General features: G+C 71.7%; 17 protein-coding genes. 3 read left to right on the top strand and 14 right to left on the bottom strand.

The features are described from left to right. Nucleotide 1 precedes the first annotated feature (1 nt). Nucleotides 2-1,441 carry an aldehyde dehydrogenase family protein gene (locus ACZ31C_RS23195; protein ID WP_465797049.1) on the bottom strand — a complete coding sequence of 480 codons (1,440 nt, stop codon included), beginning with the start codon at nucleotides 1,439-1,441 and terminating at the stop codon, nucleotides 2-4. 141 nt (nucleotides 1,442-1,582) lie between these two features. On the opposite strand from ACZ31C_RS23195, the gene ACZ31C_RS23190 reads away from it, so the two are divergent. Together ACZ31C_RS23190 and gabT are read left to right on the top strand one after the other, a co-directional pair. After that, on the top strand, nucleotides 1,583-3,019 hold the full coding sequence (locus ACZ31C_RS23190; protein WP_350698821.1) for a gamma-aminobutyraldehyde dehydrogenase: 1,437 nt from the start codon (nucleotides 1,583-1,585) through the stop codon (nucleotides 3,017-3,019). 34 nt (nucleotides 3,020-3,053) lie between these two features. Further along, entirely contained in the window at nucleotides 3,054-4,322 is a 1,269-nt protein-coding gene (gabT, locus tag ACZ31C_RS23185) for a 4-aminobutyrate--2-oxoglutarate transaminase (RefSeq protein WP_465797211.1), read from the top strand. 58 nt (nucleotides 4,323-4,380) lie between these two features. On the opposite strand, the gene ACZ31C_RS23180 is transcribed toward gabT, so the two are convergent. From ACZ31C_RS23180 to ACZ31C_RS23150, 7 genes are all read right to left on the bottom strand, one after another. Further along, nucleotides 4,381-5,061 carry a hypothetical protein gene (locus ACZ31C_RS23180; RefSeq protein ID WP_396740493.1) on the bottom strand — a complete coding sequence of 227 codons (681 nt, stop codon included), beginning with the start codon at nucleotides 5,059-5,061 and terminating at the stop codon, nucleotides 4,381-4,383. Nucleotides 5,062-5,182: 121 nt separating this feature from the next. Next, on the bottom strand, nucleotides 5,183-5,818 hold the full coding sequence (locus ACZ31C_RS23175; RefSeq protein WP_465797048.1) for a M15 family metallopeptidase: 636 nt from the start codon (nucleotides 5,816-5,818) through the stop codon (nucleotides 5,183-5,185). Then, nucleotides 5,815-6,942, bottom strand: a complete 1,128-nt coding sequence (locus ACZ31C_RS23170; RefSeq protein WP_465797047.1) for a D-alanine--D-alanine ligase family protein — start codon at nucleotides 6,940-6,942, stop codon at nucleotides 5,815-5,817. Before ACZ31C_RS23170 ends, ACZ31C_RS23175 begins: the two co-directional genes overlap by 4 nt. A gap of 76 nt (nucleotides 6,943-7,018) precedes the next feature. Beyond that, on the bottom strand, nucleotides 7,019-8,086 hold the full coding sequence (locus ACZ31C_RS23165) for a threonine ammonia-lyase (RefSeq protein ID WP_465797046.1): 1,068 nt from the start codon (nucleotides 8,084-8,086) through the stop codon (nucleotides 7,019-7,021). After that, nucleotides 8,038-9,177 carry an acyltransferase family protein gene (locus tag ACZ31C_RS23160; RefSeq protein WP_465797045.1) on the bottom strand — a complete coding sequence of 380 codons (1,140 nt, stop codon included), beginning with the start codon at nucleotides 9,175-9,177 and terminating at the stop codon, nucleotides 8,038-8,040. The genes ACZ31C_RS23165 and ACZ31C_RS23160 overlap by 49 nt, the downstream gene beginning before the upstream one ends. A gap of 166 nt (nucleotides 9,178-9,343) precedes the next feature. Then, nucleotides 9,344-10,402, bottom strand: a complete 1,059-nt coding sequence (locus tag ACZ31C_RS23155; RefSeq protein ID WP_465797044.1) for a sensor histidine kinase — start codon at nucleotides 10,400-10,402, stop codon at nucleotides 9,344-9,346. Beyond that, nucleotides 10,399-11,064, bottom strand: coding sequence for a response regulator transcription factor (locus ACZ31C_RS23150; protein ID WP_465797043.1), 666 nt, complete (start codon nucleotides 11,062-11,064; stop codon nucleotides 10,399-10,401). Before ACZ31C_RS23150 ends, ACZ31C_RS23155 begins: the two co-directional genes overlap by 4 nt. 1,021 nt (nucleotides 11,065-12,085) lie before the next feature. On the opposite strand from ACZ31C_RS23150, the gene ACZ31C_RS23145 reads away from it, so the two are divergent. Then, nucleotides 12,086-12,376 carry an endonuclease domain-containing protein gene (locus tag ACZ31C_RS23145; RefSeq protein WP_465797042.1) on the top strand — a complete coding sequence of 97 codons (291 nt, stop codon included), beginning with the start codon at nucleotides 12,086-12,088 and terminating at the stop codon, nucleotides 12,374-12,376. A gap of 238 nt (nucleotides 12,377-12,614) precedes the next feature. Here the strand turns inward: ACZ31C_RS23145 and speB are convergent, their stop codons facing one another. Genes speB through ACZ31C_RS23115 form a run of 6 tightly spaced genes read right to left on the bottom strand, consistent with a single transcriptional unit; the run spans nucleotide 12,615 to nucleotide 19,222 of the window. Beyond that, on the bottom strand, nucleotides 12,615-13,628 hold the full coding sequence (gene speB / locus ACZ31C_RS23140; RefSeq protein WP_465797041.1) for an agmatinase: 1,014 nt from the start codon (nucleotides 13,626-13,628) through the stop codon (nucleotides 12,615-12,617). Next, complete coding sequence (locus ACZ31C_RS23135; protein WP_465797210.1) at nucleotides 13,625-14,827, bottom strand: saccharopine dehydrogenase family protein; 1,203 nt, start codon at nucleotides 14,825-14,827, stop codon at nucleotides 13,625-13,627. The genes speB and ACZ31C_RS23135 overlap by 4 nt, the downstream gene beginning before the upstream one ends. Beyond that, nucleotides 14,827-16,245: an NAD(P)/FAD-dependent oxidoreductase gene (locus tag ACZ31C_RS23130; RefSeq protein WP_465797040.1), complete on the bottom strand. Its 1,419-nt coding sequence runs from the start codon at nucleotides 16,243-16,245 to the stop codon at nucleotides 14,827-14,829. The genes ACZ31C_RS23135 and ACZ31C_RS23130 overlap by 1 nt, the downstream gene beginning before the upstream one ends. Then, nucleotides 16,242-17,078, bottom strand: coding sequence for an ABC transporter permease (locus ACZ31C_RS23125; RefSeq protein WP_465797039.1), 837 nt, complete (start codon nucleotides 17,076-17,078; stop codon nucleotides 16,242-16,244). The genes ACZ31C_RS23130 and ACZ31C_RS23125 overlap by 4 nt, the downstream gene beginning before the upstream one ends. A 55-nt stretch (nucleotides 17,079-17,133) precedes the next feature. Continuing rightward, complete coding sequence (locus ACZ31C_RS23120; protein ID WP_465797038.1) at nucleotides 17,134-18,048, bottom strand: ABC transporter permease; 915 nt, start codon at nucleotides 18,046-18,048, stop codon at nucleotides 17,134-17,136. Nucleotides 18,049-18,070: 22 nt separating this feature from the next. Next, on the bottom strand, nucleotides 18,071-19,222 hold the full coding sequence (locus tag ACZ31C_RS23115; protein WP_465797209.1) for an ABC transporter ATP-binding protein: 1,152 nt from the start codon (nucleotides 19,220-19,222) through the stop codon (nucleotides 18,071-18,073).

Here is a 19,222-nt window from a genome sequence, read left to right as displayed (position 1 = left end):
TCTAGAGCCGGATGCCGGTGAGGACGGTGACCCGGGGGTCGGTGTAGTCGTCCATGGCGCTGCGCAGCCCCTCCCGCCCCACCCCGCTCCCCTTCACCCCTCCGTACGGCATCTGGTCGGCCCGGTACGACGGCACGTCACCGACGATCACACCGCCCACCTCCAGCGTCCGTGCCGCCGCGAAGGCGACGTCCAGACGCCGGGTGAAGACACCGGCCTGGAGCCCGTACGCCGAGTCGTTGATCGCCGCGAAGCCGGCCTCGTCGTCGGTGACCCGGTCCACCACGAGCACCGGTCCGAACACCTCCTCGGCCCGGACCCTCGCCTGGCGGGGCACCCCGCTGAGCACCGTCGGCGGGTACGTCGCCCCGGACCGCCGGCCACCGGTCTCGACAGCGGCCCCGGCCGTCACCGCCTCGTCCACCCACGCCTCCACCCGTCGGGCCGCCTCCTCGGAGACCAGCGGCCCCACGTCGGTGGCCGGGTCGGACGGATCACCGGTGCGCAGTTCCCGCACGGCGGCGACCAGTCGGGGCAGGAAGCCGTCGTAGAGCCACTCGTGCACGAAGACCCGCTGCACCGCGATGCAGGACTGCCCGGCCTGGTAGTTGGAGAAGGTGGCGATCCGCTGCGCGGCGAAGGTGAGGTCGGCGTCCTCGGCCCAGTCCGCGCAGATCAGCGCCGCCGCGTTGCCGCCCAGCTCCAGCGTGACGTGCTTGTCCGGTGCGGCCCGGCGGACGGCCGCGCCGACCGGGCCGGAGCCGGTGAACGAGACGACCGGCAGCCGGGGGTCGGTGACCAGATCGGCGGCGCGGTCGTTGGGCAGCGGCAGCACCGAGAACATCCCGGCCGGCAGGTCGGTCTCGGCCAGGATCTCGCCGAGCAGCAGGGCGGTCAGCGGGGTGGCCGGGGCCGGTTTGACCACCACCGGCGCGCCGACCGCGACGGCCGGGGCGACCTTGTGCGCCACCAGGTTCAGCGGGAAGTTGAACGGGGTGATGCCCAGCACCGGGCCCTTCGGCACCCGCCGCACCAGGGCGATGCGGCCGGTGGCTGCCGGGTCGGTGTCGAGCCGTTGCAGCTCGCCGGAGAAGCGCCGGGCCTCCTCGGCCGCCCACCGGAAGGTGGAGACCGCGCGGCCCACCTCGGCCCGGGCCCACTTGACCGGCTTGCCGTTCTCGGCGGTGATCAGCGCGGCCACCTCCTCGGCCCGCTCGGCGAGCCGGCGCGAGACGTGGTCCAGAGCCGTGGCGCGGGCGTGCGCGGGCAGTTCGGCGGCGGTCGCGGCCACCTCGGCCGCCGCCGACACGGCGGCCTCGACCTGCTCGGCGGTGGCGAGGGTGGTACGCCCCACCGCCCGGCCGTCGTACGGGTGGTGCACGGTCAACTCGCCGGCACCGTGGGCGGGACGGCCGGCGACGAAGAACGGGATGGGTTCCACGTATCGCAGCGTAACCCCGGCAGTCGCCCACGGAAACGGTCGCGCTAGACCTTGTCTGCCGCGAATTCAGTAGCGAAGATGGCACGAAGATTGCGATAACCGCCGCAGCGCGACCCCCGGACCCCTCGGAGTGATCCAGTCATGAGTGACCAGCAGAAGCTGCGCAACTTCGTCAACGGCGAGTACGTCGAGCCGGCCGACGGCGGCTACGCCGACCTGATCGACCCGTGTACCGGGGAGGCGTTCGCCCAGGCCCCGGTCTCCGGTGCCGCCGACGTCGACGCCGCCATGAAGGCCGCCGCGACCGCCTTCGAGAGCTGGCGGGACAGCACCCCCGCCGAGCGGCAGAAGGCGCTGCTCAAGCTCGCCGACGCGGTCGAGGCGCGGGCCGCCGACCTGGTCGACGCCGAGGTCCGCAACACCGGCAAGCCCCGACAGCTCACCGCCGACGAGGAACTTCCGCCGGCCGTGGACGAGTTCCGCTTCTTCGCCGGGGCCGCCCGACTGCTGGAGGGGCGGTCGGCCGGCGAGTACATGGCCGGGCACACCTCGTACGTGCGGCGCGAGCCGATCGGGGTCTGCGCCCAGGTCACGCCCTGGAACTACCCGCTGATGATGGCGGTCTGGAAGATCGCCCCGGCGCTCGCCGCCGGCAACACGGTGGTGCTCAAGCCGTCGGACACCACGCCGGTGTCGACGCTGCTGCTGGCCGAGATCGCCGCCGAGTACCTGCCGCCGGGCGTGTTCAACGTGGTCTGCGGCGACCGGGACACCGGCCGGGCCCTCGTCGCGCACCCCACCCCGCAACTGGTGTCGATCACCGGCTCCACCCGGGCCGGCATGGAGGTCGCCGCAGCCGCCGCCCCCGACCTCAAGCGCACCCACCTGGAGCTGGGCGGCAAGGCACCGGTGGTGGTCTTCGACGACGCGGACGTCGCGGCGGCGGCCGAGGCCATCGCGACCGGCGGCTACTTCAACGCCGGCCAGGACTGCACCGCCGCGACCCGCGTGCTCACCGGCCCCGGCGTGCACGACGACTTCGTCGCCGCCCTGACCGAGCAGGCCCGCAACACGCGCACCGGCGGGCCGGACGACGAGGACGTGCTCTACGGCCCGCTCAACAACGCCAACCAGCTCGCCCGGGTACGCGGCTTCGTCGACCGCCTGCCGGACCACGCCGCCGTGCAGACCGGTGGCGCGCAGGTGGGCGAGCGGGGCTACTTCTATGCGCCCACCGTCGTCTCCGGCCTGCGCCAGCAGGACGAGATCATCCAGGACGAGGTGTTCGGGCCGGTCATCACGGTGCAGCGGTTCTCCGACGAGGACGAGGCGGTGCGCTGGGCCAACGGGGTCGACTACGGCCTGTCCGCCTCGGTCTGGACCCGGGACCACGGTCGGGCGATGCGGATGACCCGGCGGCTCGACTTCGGCTGCGTCTGGGTGAACACCCACATCCCGTTCGTCTCCGAGATGCCGCACGGCGGTTTCAAGCACTCCGGGCACGGCAAGGACCTCTCGGTCTACAGCCTGGAGGACTACACCCGGCTCAAGCACGTCATGCACAACATCGAGGGCTGAGCCGGTGAGCGTCGGAAGCGAGCCGGTGCCGCCGATGTCCTCGCGCGTACTGCACGAGCGGCGGAGCGCCGCCGTGGCCCGGGGCGTCGGCAGCGTGATCTCCTCCTACGTGCACAGCGCCTCGGGTGGCACCGTCACCGACGTCGACGGTCGGGAGTGGATCGACTTCGCCGCCGGCATCGCCGTCACCAACGTCGGCAACTCCGCGCCCCGGGTGGTCGAGGCGGTACGCGCCCAGGTCGAACGCTTCACCCACACCTGTTTCATGGTCGCCCCGTACGAGTCGTACGTGGCGGTCTGCGAACGCCTCAACGCGCTCACCCCGGGTGCCTTCGAGAAGCGGTCGGCGCTGTTCAACTCCGGTGCCGAAGCGGTGGAGAACGCGGTGAAGATCGCCCGGCACGCCACCGGTCGACCGGCGGTGGTGGTCTTCGACCACGCGTACCACGGCCGGACCAACCTGACCATGGCGTTGACCGCGAAGAACATGCCGTACAAACACCGGTTCGGGCCGTTCGCCGGTGAGGTCTACCGGGTGCCGATGTCGTACCCGCTGCGGGACGGCGGACTCGACGGCGTCACCGCCGCCGCCCGGGCCATCGAGATGGTGGAGAAGCAGGTCGGCGCGGAGAACGTGGCCGCACTGCTGATCGAGCCGATCCAGGGCGAGGGCGGCTTCGTCGTACCCGCACCGGGGTTCCTGCCGGCGCTGCGCACCTGGGCGACGGCGGCCGGGGTGGTCTTCGTCGCCGACGAGATCCAGACCGGCTTCTGCCGCACCGGCGACTGGTTCGCCTGCCAGCACGAGGGCGTCGAGCCGGATCTGATCACCCTGGCCAAGGGCATCGCCGGTGGACTGCCGCTGGCCGCCGTGACCGGGCGGGCGGAGCTGATGGACGCCGTGCACGTCGGTGGCCTCGGCGGCACGTACGGCGGCAACCCGATCGCCTGCGCCGCCGCGCTGGCCACCATCGAGACCCTGCACGAGTTGGACCTGGCCGCCGCAGCATGGCGGATCGGCGCGACCATGACGGCCCGACTGCGGAGCATCGCCGCACGCGATCCCCGGATCGCCGAGGTACGCGGCCGGGGCGCGATGCTCGCCGTGGAGCTGGTGCAGCCGGGCACCCTGACCCCGGACCCGGCTGCCGCGTCGGCGATCTCGGCCGCCTGCCACGCCGCCGGCCTGCTCACCCTCACCTGCGGCACCTACGGGAACGTGCTGCGCTTCCTGCCCCCACTGGTGATCTCCGAGGCCGACCTCGCCCGAGGGCTCGACATCCTCGACGCGGCCTTTGTGTAAGGAGGGGTCCCCTGCTAACGCCTCGTGCATAGCAGGGGACCCCTCCTAACAGCTCAGCTCAGCGCAGCACCTCGACCACGTTGTTGCGGACGAGGTTCTTACCCGGCTCGCGGATCTGCTCCATCGCGGCGGAGTTGAGCAGCACGCAACTCGCCGACGGGCCGGTCACCGTCACCGTAGTCGCCCGGTCGTTGTCCAGGTTGGTCACCCGCAGTCGCGTGCCGACCGGGAACCGGTCGCTGGTGGCGCCCGGTCCGGCCGCCTCCTCGAAGAAGGTGATCGGGCCCGGGCAGGCCGACGCCGTGCCGGGTCGGGCGGCCGGCGGGGAGAACGAGCCGGGCCGGTCGGCGGGCCCGCCCGGCGCTGCGGTGTCCGGCCGCGCCGCCGGGCCGTCCAGGCGCTCCACGAGGTTGCGCCGGATGACGTTTCGGCCCGGCTCGCGGACCAACTCCATGGCGGCGGAGTTGAGCAGCACGCAACTGCCGGACGGTCCAACCACGGTCACCTCCGCCGACTTGTCGTTGTCCAGGTTGGTCACCCGCAGGCGGGTGCCGACCGGGAACCGGTCGCTGGTCGCGCCCGGCGCGCCGCCCTCCGCCGAGAATGTGATGGAGCCGGGGCAGGCACTCTGCCCGGTCGGGCCGCTGTCGGCGAACCCGAGCCCGGTGCCCACCGCCACGGTCGCCGCGGCGACCACCGCCACCCCCGCCGCCAACACGTGCTTCCGTTGCAGCCTCACCTGTCGCCTCCCGTACTCACCGCCTGCGTTCAGGTGTCGGTACGGCTTGGGAGCGCTATCCAGTTCACCGGCGTGACGCGTATCGAAAACAAAGTTTCGGATGAACCCTGCGGTATGCCGGTCACACCGGTCCGTAACAGGTGTGCGAGGCTCCGGTCAGCAGCGCCCAGTACCGATCCCCGTACGACCAGTGCCACCACTCGGTCGGGTAGTTGACCATCCCGGCGCCGGTCAACGCGTCGACCAGGACACGGCGATTCCGGCGGGCCGCCTCGCCGATCGTCGGCGCGGCGGTGAAGCAGGCGTTCCCGCTCGCCTCCGGAGTGGCGTCGACCGCCGTACCCATGTCCACCTCCACCCCGTCGGCGGTGCAGAGCGTCAGGTCCACCGCGCCACCGGTGCTGTGCGGCGCGACCTCGACCGGCGAGACGAACTTCGTGGTCTCCTCGTACACCCGCTCCGGCGACCAGTCGGGATGCGCCCGCCGCAGCTCGTCGTGATAGCCGGAGAAGATCTCCAACTGCGCCCGGTACGGTCGGTAACCCTCGATCACCAGCAGGCGCAACCCGTCGGGCAGCGCGTCCTGCGCGGCCAGCAACCGCTCCGCCACCCCCTTGCGCAGTCGCGCGTACGCACCCTCGGGGTCGGCCGCCCGGCCGTCCAGCCGCAGTTCCGGTATCCCGCGCAGGTCGACGAGGGGCTCACCGTCGTCCGCGCCCGGCACCGCCGCGACCCGTGGATCGCAGAGCAGGATCACGGCACGTCCCCCGTGCCGCCGGGCCGCTCCGCGTGCCGGCTGATCGCCAACGCGACGAGCCGGTCCACGATCTCCCGGTAGCCGACGCCGCTCTCCGCCCACACCTTCGGGTACATCGAGTGCGCGGTGAAGCCGGGCATGGTGTTCAGCTCGTTGACGTACAGTTCGCCGGCCGCCTCGTCATAGAGGAAGTCGACCCGGGCCAGCCCCCAGCCGCCGATCGCGGCGAACGCGCGCAGCGACAACTCCCGGATCCGCTCGGTCACCTCGTCCGAGAGCACCGCCGGGACCACCATCGGGTCGCTGTCGCCGAAGTACTTCTGCTGGTAGTCGAACCAGCCGCCGGTGACCGTGACCTCGCCGACCGCCGACGCCTCCGGCCGGTTCCCACCGAGTACGCCGCACTCCAGTTCCCGCGCGGTGACCCCCTGCTCCACGATGACCAGGTTGTCGTGTCGCAGCGCCTCCTCGACCGCCGCCGCCAGGTCGTCACCCTCACCGACCCGGGAGATCCCGATCGAGGAACCCATCCGGGCCGGCTTGACGAACAGCGGCCGACGCAGCTCGACCACCAGCTTCTCCGGGTCCTCGGCGGCCCGGTAGGTCGGCGCGTCGAAGGAGACGTACGGCGTGACCGGCACCCCCTCGGCCCGCAGCGCCCGCTTCATGGCCACCTTGTCCATGCCGACCGCCGAGGCGAGGATGCCGCAGCCCGCGTACGGCACACCGAGCGATTCGAGCAGTCCCTGCACCACACCGTCCTCGCCGAACGGGCCGTGCAGCACCGGGAAGACAACGTCCAACTCGGCCTGCACCGCACCCGGCGGGTCGGCCGCGGTGACCAGGGCGGTGCCGCGCCGCCACCCGGCCCGCAACTCCACCGCCGGGCCGGTCACCGTGAACCGGTCGTCGATGGCCCGTTCCCCGCCGGTGCCCTCCAGGAACTGACGTAACACGTCGTCCGGCATCAGGCGAAAACGGCCGCTGCGGGTCACCCCGATGGCGACGACCCGGTACCCGCCGCCGGACAACGCCCGGGCCACGCCGAGCGCCGAGGCGCAGGAGACGTCGTGCTCCGCCGACGGCCCACCGAACAGAATCCCGATCCGAACCTCGGCACTCATGCCGCCACTCCGTTCCGCTGCGTGCCGCCACGAGGCACGACCACCCTGCACTGACGATTCGCTCGCTGACGCTCACTCATGCCGCCACTCCTTCTCTTGGCAGGACCGGGGTCGCCAGCCGGGCGACCAGGTCCGCTTCCACGTTTCCGCCGGTCAGCACGACGCCGACCGTGCGCTGTCGAGAGCCGTCGCCGGGTACCACGACCGGTGCGGCGGAGCCGACGATGACGCGCGCCGCACCGTTGGCGGCCAGGCTCAGGGCACCGGCCAGACCGGCCGCGCCGGAGGGCTCGGCCAGCACCTTCAGCTCCATCAGGAGCAGCCGGAACGCCGCCGCGATCTCGTCGTCGTCCACCCGGATCACGCCGCGCAGGCGGGTCCGCAGGATGTCGAAGGGCAGCTCGCCGACGCAGGACGGCCGCAGCCCGTCGGCGATCGTCGCCGCCGGCGGGACCGGCGTCGGTCGACCGGCGACCAGGCTGTGCGCCAGGGAGTCGCAGCCGACCGGCTCCACGCCGTACACGTCGATGGGCCGGTCGGAGGCGGCCAGGCAGGCACCGGCGACGCCGCCGCCCCCACCGACCGGCAGGATCAACGTGTCCAGCGGCGTGCCCGCCCGCTCGGCGTCCTCGATCAGTTCGAGGCTGGCGCTGCCCTGTCCCGAGATCACGTCCGGGTGGTCGTACGCGTCGACGATCGGGTGACCGGTCTCGTCGCTGATCCGGCGCGCCACCGCCAACCGTTCCTCCACACTGGATCCGGCGAGGACCACCCGGGCACCGGCCCCGCGAGCCCGTGCCACCTTCGACGGCGTCGCGTCGACCGGCAGCACCACCGTGGCGGCCATCTCGTGCCGGCGGGCCGCCAGGGCGACCGCGACGGCATGGTTGCCGGTGCTCTGCGCGACCACACCGCCGTGACCGGCGGCGGCGAGGCGTCCCACCGCGTACAGCCCACCCCGCATCTTGTACGAGCCGCCGGTCTGCAGGTTCTCCGCCTTGAGCAGCACCTGCGCGCCGACCAGCCGGTCGATCACCGCGGACCGCAGCAGCGGGGTACGCAGCACCTGGCCGTCGAGCCAGCGCGCGGCCGCTGTCACGTCGACCGTTGGCCGATCGGGTTCGGCGGCATCGGTGTGGGACATGTCGTCTCCCTTGTCGAGTCGATCGGCGAGCGGCGAGCCGGCAGGTCGAACAGCCAGGTCGCGCGCGCCGCCAGCAACGCCCGGTGCAGGCCGAGGCTGAGCGCCAGCACCAGGACGGTGAGCGAGAACGGGTAGCCGAGGGCCAACGCGAGCCGGGCGGAGTCACCCAGGTCGGCGATGGGTTCGGCGATCAGTCGGTGCAGCAGTGCCAGCACCGGCATGTGGATCACGTAGATCGGCAGCGTCTGGCGCCCGAGAGCGGCGAGCGGCTCGCGGATCAGCGGCCACCGCGCCAGTTGCACCGCCAGGGCGACGCCGACCAGCACCGCGACGACGGAGACCAGCGGCGTCACCCCGGGCACCTGCCCGGCTCCGGTCACCCGCACGGCGGCCAGCACGGCGAGGTACCCGCCGACCGCCAGCAGCAGACGCCCGCCGGTCACCCCCGCCGACCACCGCTGCACGTACTGGCGCAGGTGCAGGCCGGCGAGGAAGAACACCAGGTTCTGATAGAGCCCGCCGCGGTTGCCGGGGGTGTCGAGCAGCCCCACCGCGGCGACCGCGCTGAGCGCACCCGCCGCGGCCAGCAGCAGCGCCGGGTGGACCCGCCGCAACGCCTTGGCGAGTACGAAGTAGAGCGCCAACGCGTACAGGTACCAGAGGTTGGACGGGGTGACCGTCAGCTGTGCCAGCAACTCCCCCGGGTTTGTCGCCCGGTCGGTCGGGAAGCCCGGCGCGAGGGCCAGCAGGGCGGTGTGGATCAGCAGCCAGATCACGTACAGGTAGAGGAACCTGGCGATGCGCGGGCGGCCGACCGCCCGCCACGGGCGTTGCACGGCGGTGGCCGCGAACATCCCGGAGATGGTGAAGAACAGCGGCATCCGCATCGGCAGCAGCAGTTCGCCGAGCGTCCCCCAGGCGCCCGCCACCGGCACCTCCAGCCGCCAGTCGATCTGGAGGTAGTCCTTCATGATCACGTGCCAGAGGAGGACCAGCAGGATGCAGCCGCCCTTGGCGACGTCCGCCCAATCCAGCCGCTCGCCGCTCGGGCGGGCGCCGGTGGTGGGCGCGACCAGCTCAGGAGTGCGCACAGGGTCTCCTCATCCGACGAAGGACGGACATTTCGCGCAGGCGAAAGGTGATGCTCCGGACGAAACGACGATTGCCGATGGTGAAGCGTTCACTGTGGACCGAGAATTGGTGTGACCTATGCCGATGAATTCGCCACCGAGGTGACGGGGCGACGGTCTCGTCGGCTCAGGGCGCGTGGGGTAGCTGGACGTCGACCCGCAGTCCGCCGTACTCGGCGGGACGGGCGGCGATCAGCCCGTCGTGCGCCTGAGTGATCGAGCGGGCGATGGCCAGGCCGAGACCGGCGCCGCCGCTCTGGTTGGTGCGGTCCCGGGCCAGCCGACGGAACGGCTCGAAGAGCCCGGACACCGCCTCGGCCGGCACCACCTGGCCGGTGTTGACCACGGTCAGCGCCGGGTTGCGGCCGACCGTGACGCTGATCGCGCCGCCCCGGTGGTTGTACTTGATCGCGTTCTCGATCAGGTTGGTGACCAGGCGTTCCAGCAGCACCCGCTCACCCATCACGGTCCGGGGCTCCAGGTGGGTGCTGACGGTCACCTCGGCCTCGGTGATCCGGTCCTGGTACGCGGCCAGCACCTCCTTGACGACCTCGTCGAGGCGCTGCGGCAGGCGGGACCGCAGCCCCTGGTCGCTCTCGCTGAGCGCGAGGAGTCCCTCGATCAGCCGTTCGTTGCGCTCGTTGGTCTCCAACAGTTGGCCGGTCACCAGCTCCAACTGCTCGCCGCTGAGGGAGCGGGCCATCCCGACCTCGATCAGCGTGCGCTGCACGGCCAACGGCGTACGCAGCTCGTGCGAGGCGTTCGCGGCGAACCGCCGCTGCCCCTCGTACCCGGCGGCGATGCGCTCCATCATCTCGTCGAGCGACCGGGCCAGCCGGGCCACCTCGTCGTTGCCGCGCATCCGGATCCGGTAGCCGAGGTTCTGTGGCCCGACGTTCGAGATCGGACCGGCGAGGTCCCGGACCGGACGCAGGCACCAGACCGCGGCGGACCAGATCGCCGCCACCGCGAGCACGAACACGCCCAGGGCCAGCAGCGGAAGCGCGAGACCGCTCAGACCCTGCGCCGGCTCGCACACCAACCCGCCGCCGGGCAGCCCGCTGGAGCAGAGCCCCCGGACCCGCCACCACAGCTCGCTCACCACCGACACGGTCAGCCCCGGCAGGGCGTACCCGGCGACCAGGGCGACCACGCCGACCAGCACGATCCTGCGACGCGGGGTCACGACGCGGCGCCGATCCGGTAACCGGCCCGGGGCACGGTGTGGATGACCTGAGGCGTACCGAGCTTCTTCCGCAACGTCATCACGGTGACCCGGACGGTGTTGGTGAACGGGTCGGCGAACTCGTCCCACGCCTGCTCCAGCAGCTCCTCCGAGCTGACCACCCGTCCGTCCGCGCGCATCAGCACGTGCAGCACGGCGAACTCCTTCGGGCTCAGGCTGACCGACCGGCCGTCCCGGGTAACCGAGTGCCGCGCCACGTCCAGCGCCACCCCGTACTGTTCCAGCACCGGCGGCACCGCCGGTGCGGACCGCCGACCGAGCGCCTGCACCCGGGCGACCAACTCGGCGAAGGCGAACGGCTTGGTGAGATAGTCGTCGGCACCGAGCCCGAGACCCTCCACCCGGTCCCGGATGCCGGCGGCGGCGGTGAGCATCAGCACCCGGGTGCCGGAACCGGACCCAGCCAGACTGCGGCACACCTCGTCGCCGGTGTGGCCCGGCATGTCCCGGTCCAGCACCGCCACGTCGTAGCGGTTGACCCCGATCCGCTCCAACGCGCCGTCACCGTCGTAGCAGACGTCCACCGCCATCGAGAGCCGCCTGAGGCCCTCGGCGACCATGTCCGCCAGCAGCCGCTCGTCGTCCGCCACCAACACCCGCACGCTCTTCGCCCCCGTGATCCGTCGTCTGCCGGGCATACGTTCGCAGGCGGAAGATAAGGGTTACGTAAGTGCCCGCCGCAGCAATACTCCACGTCGACGACGTCACTACAAATGCCCGCGTGCGCCAACCGCCCCCGTGCGCCTGATCAGTACTTACGTCCCACCCCCACCCCCACCACGTGACAGAGAGTGACCCACCTCACCCCCGCACCCGACCGCCACCCCACCCCCATCCTCGCCCTCGCCCTCACCCCCTGTCCGCGCCGATCAAGGAGTTGTGGCTATGGATATGGGAGGTTTTGGCCTGCTTCGTGATCGCCACGACTCCATGATCGATGGCCACCACACGAGCCGCCGACCAGCGCGGGCAGCCGAGGGTTGGCGGGTTATCCACAGCCGACCCAGCCCGTCTTCCACAGGGGCGGACGGCGGTCGGGGTGGGCCGGAACAGTGGCAGGATGACAGAGCGACTGGTCCGTTACTCGGAGTTGCTGGCGTCGGGGTGGAGTCGGGGCAGGTACGGGGACAGGTCGCGCAGGGGTCGCTGCTTCGACTGACCCGAGGTGTCTACGGACCTCGCGCCGCCGACACCGAGGACCGCCTCGCGGCGATCTTCGAACGCCTGCCCGACAGCGCGGTGGCGGGGTTCCACACCGGCGCGATGCTGCACGGTTTCGGGGACGCACGCTCGACCAGGTGCCATGTCATCGTGCCGGCGGGCTCAGCCGTGCCACAGATCCGTGGAGTCGTGACGCACGAGTCCGTCGTGCCGGTACCCGATCCCGTCCTGGTTCGCGGACTGCCCTGCGCCCCGGCCGCCCGATGTGCCGTCGATCTGGCGAGAGCGCTTCGGCGGACGGAGGCACTTCCGGTGCTCGACCTCTGCCTACGGGTGGCCGCCTGCCACCGCGACGATCTCCGTGACGAGCTCGGGCACCATCGGGGCCTGCGCGGCGTCCGCCAGGCACGGGAACTGATCAACCTGGCTGATCCCCGATCGGAATGCCGGCAGGAGAGTCAGTTGAGACTGCTTCTCGTGGACGCCGGACTGCCGGCTCCGGAGCCACAGCTCTGGGTGCACGATCGGTGCGGCATACCGCTGTACCGGATCGACCTCGCCTATCGGAAGCGTCGGATCGGCATCGAGTACGACGGGCAGTCCCACCTGGACCCGGATGTGTTCCACTACGACCGTTTCCGGTCGAACTGGCTGGCTGGCCAGGGCTGGCGGATGCGCTACTTCACCGCCGACGACCTCTACCGCCGCCCCACCCACATCGTCACCACCATCCACTCCCTCCTCATCCCCTGACAGCCCCCACCCGTCCCCACCACCCCCTCGAACCGCCCCGCAAGCCGCGATCATGGAGCTTTGGCAGGACGAAAGCCGACCAAATAGCCCCAAACCCACAGCCACAACTCCATGATCGACGCGGCGGAGGCGAGGGCGGGGGGCGGGGGCGGGGGCAGGGGGCGGGGGCAGGGGGCGGGGGCGGGGGCAGGGGGCGGGGGCAGGGGCGCGGCGAGGGCCAGCTAGGTGTCGTTGCGGGTCAGCGGCTGTCGAGGAGGGGTCGGGTGGGGTTCCAGGGTGGGCCGCCGGCGGCGTCGCGACGGCGGCGGGCGATGGCCGACAGCGCCTCCAGCACGACCCGGTTTCCGAGGTACGCGGTGATGTCCGCGTGGTCGTACGGCGGGGCGACCTCGACCACGTCCACCCCGACCACGGGGAGTTCGTAGCAGACCCGACGGACCGCGTCGAGCAGTTGCCGACTGGTGAAGCCGCCCGGTTCGGGAGTGCCGGTGCCGGGGGCCATGCCCGGGTCGACCACGTCCACGTCGACGGAGAGGAAGACGCCCTCGCACTCGTCGGTGGCGATGCCGAACGCCTCGGTGAGGCAGTCGTCCAGGCCACGGGCCACGATCTCGGTCATCTCGTACGAGCGCATGCGCTGCTCGGCCATCCAGGACAGCGTCGACGGGCCCGGCCAGTAGCCGCGCAGGCCGATCTGGAGGAACCGGTCGCCGCGTACCGCGCCGGACTCGATCAGTCGACGCATCGGCTGGCCGTGGCCGTGCAGCGAGCCGAACTCGATGTCGCCGGTGTCGGCGTGCGCGTCGAAGTGCACCAGCGACACCCGGCCCAGCCCGTGGTGCCGGGCCACCCCGGTGGCGTCGGGCAGGGCGATGGAGTGGTCGCCGCCGAGGACCACCGGGATCGCCCCGGCCGAGGCGACCGCGTACACGGCGGTTTCCAGCGCGGACAGCGAACGTTCGATGTCGCCGGAGAACATCTCGACGTCACCGGCGTCGTAGACGCACAGGTCACGCAGCGCGTCGACGCGCAGCGCCAGGGAGGGGCGGGAGCCGTCGTGCGGCAGGTAGCACGCCTGCCGGATGGCGGACGGGCCGAACCGGGTGCCGGGGCGGTGCGAGGTGCCGCCGTCGAAGGGCGCGCCGATGATCACCACGTCGGCCTCGGCGTACGTGACGGGCTCCTCGATGGTGCAGGGCGGTACGCCGAGGAACGTCACGTCGGGGCCGTACATCGGGCCGTACCGGGTCATCGTTCCGCCATTCCCCACGGCGAGCCGTACGCGGTGAGCAGGTCGAGGAAGGGCTCGGGCGGCAACGCCTCCGGACCGAGCACCCCGCTGCCCGACCACACGCCGTCGGCCAGCAACTCCAGGGCGACGACCGGGTTCACCGCGGTCTGCCAGACCACCGCCTGGTGGCCGTACTCGCGCATCGACCACTCGTTGTCGACCACGTGATAAAGGTAGACCCGGCGCGGCTGGCCGTCGGTGCCGATACCGGTGACGTACGTGCCGGCGCAGGTCTTGCCGCGCATCCGGTCGCCGAGTGTGGCCGGGTCGGGCAGGCAGGCGGCCACCACGTCGCGCGGCGACACCGACACCGGGCCCACCCGCACCGGCTCGGTCGCGGCGAGACCGAGCTTGTGCAGCGTCCTGAGCACCTCGATGAACTCCGCGCCGAGGCCGTACTTGAAGGTGACCCGCTTCGCCGGCACCCAGCGCGGGATCAGCAGCACCTCCTCGTGCTCCACGTTGACGCACTCCACCGGCCCGATCCCCTCGGGGAAGTCGAACACCTCCGGCTCGCTGAACGGCTCGGTGGTGAACCAGCCCCGGCTGGCCTCCCAGATCACCGGCGGATTCAAGCACTCCTCGATGGTGGTCCAGATGGAGAACGACGGGGCGAAGTCGTAGCCGTCGACGGTCAGGTTCGCGCCGTCGCGTACCCCGATCTCGTCGATCTCGCGGAACAGCTCGTCGGCGGCGTAGCGGGCGAAGACGTCGGAGAGGCCGGGTTCGACACCGATGCCGCACAGCGCCAGCCGCCCGGCCGCCGTCCACTGGTCGGCCGCCGCGAACTGCGCGTCGCCGAGCATGACGCCGGTCTCCTGGTGGGGCCGGGTCGGGTGCGGACGGGACAGCGACATCGCCATGTCGAGGTAGTCGGCGCCGGCCGCGTACGCACCGTCGAAGATCGGCATGACGAAGCGTGGGTCGACCGCGTTGAGCACGTGAGTGATCCGGTGTTCGCGGCAGAGTGCCGCGACCGCCTCCGCCGAGGCGGCGTCGACCGCGGCGGCGCGGAAGCGGTCGTCCCGTCCGGCGACGGCCCGCGCCGCGCGGGTCTCGTCGTGGTCGGCGACCACCATGGTGTCGAAGAAGGCACGTCGGGCCGCGATGGCGACGACGGCGGAACCGACGCCTCCGGCCCCGATCAGCAGCACACGCATCACGAGTCGAACCCCAGACCGAAGCGATCGAGCGTACGGAGCCACAGGTTGCGCCGCCCCTGATCGGCGTCGGCCCGGGCCATGGACCAGCGGGTGAGCCCGATGCCGACCGCGCGGGCCGGTTCGGGCGGGAACGGCAGCGGACGGCTGCGGACCAGGTCGAGCCGGGTCAGCGGGCTGTCCACGCCGTCGAGCAGGTCGAGCATCACCCGGGCACCGAACCGGGTCGCCCCGACGCCGAGCCCGGTGTACCCGGCCGCGTACGCGAGCCGACCGGAGTACGCCGTGCCGAAGAAGGCGCAGAACCGGGTGCTGGTGTCGATCACCCCGCCCCAGCGGTGGCTGAACCGGACGTCGGCGAGCTGCGGGAAGGTGGTGAAGAAGTGCCGGGCGAGGGCGGTGAAGGTGGCGTCGCGCTGGTCCAGTGCCGGCGTCATCCGGTTGCCGTAGTGGTAGACCGCGTCGTAACCGCCGAACAGGATCCGCCCGTCGTCGGTGAGCCGGTAGTAGTGGAACTGGTTGCCGGTGTCGGCCAGCCCCTGCCGGTTGCGCCAGCCGACGGCGTCGCGTTGCGCGGGCGTCAACGGCTCGGTGGTCAGCGCGTAGTCGTACACCGGCACGATCCAGGTGCGCAGGCGGCGCAGCAGCGGCGGGAACGCGTTGGTGGCCAGCACCACCCTGGCGGCGCGGACCGCCCCGGGGTTGCCGTCGGCGGCGACGGTGCGGGCCAGCACCGCGTTGGTGTCCCGGTGCAGGCCGGTGACGCGGGTGTGCTCGTGCACCCGTACGCCGAGGTCCACGCAGGCCCGGCGCAGTCCCCAGGCCAACCGCGCCGGGTCGAGCATCGCCACCCGGTCACGGTCCCACAGTCCGCCCAGGTACGTCGGCGAGTTCACCTCGGCGCGCACCTCGTCGGCGTCGAGCAGGCGCACGGCGTGCCCGTACCGCCCGGCCAGCGCGGCGTCGGCGGCCAGCCCGTCGAGCTGGTACGGCTCGACCGCCACCGACAGTTCGCCGGTCCGCGCGAAGTCGCAGTCGATCCGGTGCTCCGCCACGGTGGCGGCGATGGCGTCCAGGTTCTCCCGGCCGAGCCGCTCCAGCGTCCCGATCTCGTCCGGGAACCGCTGCACCCCGTTGGCCAGCCCGTGCGTCAGCGAGGCGGCACAGAACCCGCCGTTGCGCCCGGAGGCCGCCCAGCCGCAGGTGCCCGCCTCCACCAGCAGCACGTCCCGCGCCGGGTCGGCCTGCTTGGCCAGCAGCGCCGCCCACAACCCGCTGTAGCCGCCCCCGATCACCAGCAGGTCCGCGGTGGTCGGGCCGGGCAGCGGCGGCAACGGGTCGGGGCGTTCCGGCCGGTCGAGCCAGTACGGTGCGCGGACCGCGTCGGCGAGCGCCCGGCCGGCGGATGGCCCGGTCATGACCGGCTTGTCGCCCGGGGAGCCGGCACCGTGATCGCCGCCCGGCGGGCCCGTCGGCCCCGCAGCATGCTGGCCAGCACGAGCAGCAACGCGATCGCGAACATGGCGGTACCGATGACGTTGACCTGCGGCGGGATACCCCGCTGGGCGGCACCCCAGACGTACATCGGGAACGTGACGGTGGTGCCCGAGTTGAAGTTGGTGATGATGAAGTCGTCGAAGCTGAGCGAGAACGCCAGCAGCGCGGCGGCCACGATGCCGGGCAGCACCAACGGCAGCGTGATGCGGCGGAACGTCTGCCACTCGCTGGCGTAGAGGTCCATCGCGGCCTCCTCCAGCCGCCGGTCCATCCCGGCCAGCCGCGCCTTGACCGTCACCACCACGAACGACAGGCAGAACATCACGTGCGCGATGACGATGGTCCAGAAGCCCAGCGGTACCGCACCGGCGACGAAGAGGGCCAGCAGCGAGGTGCCCATCACCAGCTCCGGCGTGGCCATCGGCAGGAAGATCAGCACGTTGAGCCCGGACCGTCCCCGGAACCGGTGCCGGACCAGCGCGAACGCCATCAACGTGCCGAGCGCGGTGGCCGCGACGGTGGCGATGAAGCCGATCTGCACGCTGCGGACCACCGCGTCGCACATGTCGGAGGTGGCGCACGGGTTGCGCCAGTTGTCGAGCGTGAACTCGTGGAAGTCGTAGGAGAGCCGGTTGGACGGGCGGTTGAACGACAACGCGCCCACGACGGCGATCGGCAGGAACAGGTAGCCGAGCACCAGCAGGGCCACGCCCATCACCCAGTGCTGCGCCAACCACCGGGAGAACCTGGTCACAGTGCCCGCCCTTCGCTCGCGACTGCGGGGCTCCGCTGCGCTGCACTCCTCGCGCTCACAGGACCTCCTCCGTGCCGGCGCGACGCAGATAGACGAAGACCACCGCGAGGATCGCCGACATCAGCAGGAACGACAGCGCCGCGCCCTGGGGGTAGTCCAGCCGGACCAGGAACGCCGAGTCGATGACGTTGCCGATCATGTACTGATTCGGGGTGCCGAGCAGTTCGGCGTTGATGTAGTCGCCGGTGGCCGGGATGAAGAACAGCAGCGTCCCGGCGATCAGGCCCGGCATCGACAGCGGCAGGGTGACCCGGCGGAACGTCTTCAGCGGGCTGGCGTACAGGTCGCTGGACGCCTCCAGCAGCCGGTGGTCGAGCCGTTCCAGGCTCGCGTACAGCGGCAGCACCAGGAACGGCAGGAAGTTGTACGTCAGGCCGAGCACCACCGCGATCGGGGTGGCCAGCAGCCGCCCGTCCGGACCGAGCAGGTGCACGTCCCGCAGCAGCCCGACCAACCAGCCGTTGTCCGACAGGATGGTCTTCCAGGCCAACGTACGCACCAGGAAGCTGGTGAACATCGGGGCGATCACGCAGACCAGCAGCAGGTTCTTCCACCGGCCGGCCTTCTGCGCGATCGCGTACGCCAGCGGGTAGCCCATCAGCAGCGCCAGCACCAGGGCGATGCCCGCGTACAGGAACGAGCGGCTGAACTGCGGCCAGTACGCCTGCAACGCCGTCGGGTAGTTCCCGAACGCCCAGGTCATCGCGTACCCGGTGGAGAGCGTGCCGTTCGGGTCGTAGAGGCTGGCCGCCGCGAGTTGCAGCAACGGCAGGGCGAAGAAGAGGAACAGCCAGGCCGCACCCGGCAACAGCAACAGGTACGGCAGGAGGCGGTACCGCCCCGGTCGGGCAGCCGGCGGCGGCGACGCCGGCTGCCCGGAGCCGGTGGGTACGTGAGCCAGCGCGCTCACGCCGTGGTCTCGCTTCGCTGGCTCATGAGGACGCACCGACCGGCTCGTCCAGGACCGGAGTGGTCCGGTCCTCCTCGTCGGCGCGGCGACCGAGCAGGAAGGCGTGCTGCGGATCCCAGTACGCCACGGCCCGCTCGCCGACGGCGAAGCGCTGCTGCGCACCGCTGTTGGCGACGAAGACGCTCAGCTCGGTGCCCCAGCCGGTGCGCAGCAGGTATTGCGTGCTCACCCCGACGTAGGAGGCGTCGGTGACGGTGCCTTCGAGGTGCTGGTTGCCGGCGGGCACCTGCACGGCGGCGCCGACCAGGTGCAGCTTCTCGGGGCGTACGCCCAGGAAGACCGGACCCTGGTCGGTGCGGGCCCGCGCCGACGGCACGGAGAACCGCGCGCCGTGTGCGGTGACCAGGAGGTCGTCGCCGTCGGCACCGGAGACCTCGCCCGCGATCAGGTTGGACTGGCCGAGGAAGTTGGCCACGAACGCGGTCGCCGGGAACTCGTAGATCTCGGCGGGTGGGCCAAGCTGCTCGATCCGCCCGGCGTTCATCACCGCGACCGTGTCGGCCATCGTCATGGCCTCCTCCTGGTCGTGGGTGACGTGCACGAAGGTGATGCCGACCTCGGTCTGGATGCGCTTGAGCTCGATCTGCATCTGCCGACGCAGCTTGAGGTCGAGCGCGCCGAGCGGCTCGTCCAGTAGCAGCACCTGCGGGTGGTTGATCAGTGCCCGGGCCAGCGCGACCCGTTGCTGCTGCCCGCCGGAGAGCTGGGCCGGGCGACGCCGCTCGTACCCGTCGAGCTGCACCAGCGACAGCATCTCGCGGACCTGCCCGTCGACCGAGCGGATTCCGCGCCGCCGCAGGCCGAAGGCGACGTTCTCGAAGATGTCCAGGTGCGGGAAGAGGGCGTAGCTCTGGAACACGGTGTTGACCGGCCGCTTGTACGGGCGCAGCCGGGCGATGTCCCGGTCGCCGAGCAGCACCTGCCCGCTGGTCGGCTCCTCCAGCCCGGCGATCATCCGCAGCGTGGTGGTCTTGCCGCAGCCGGACGCGCCGAGCAGGGCGAAGAACGAGCCCTGCGGAATGGTCAGGCTCAGGTCGTCGACGGCGGTGAACGGGCCGAACGTCTTGGTGAGGTCGGCCAGCCTCAGGTCACCGGCCGGAGTGTCCCGCGCCAT

Source organism: Micromonospora sp. NPDC023869, assembly GCF_055559695.1.
Note: the sequence above shows the minus strand (reverse complement) of the source record. Positions and strands in the feature narration are given on the sequence as shown.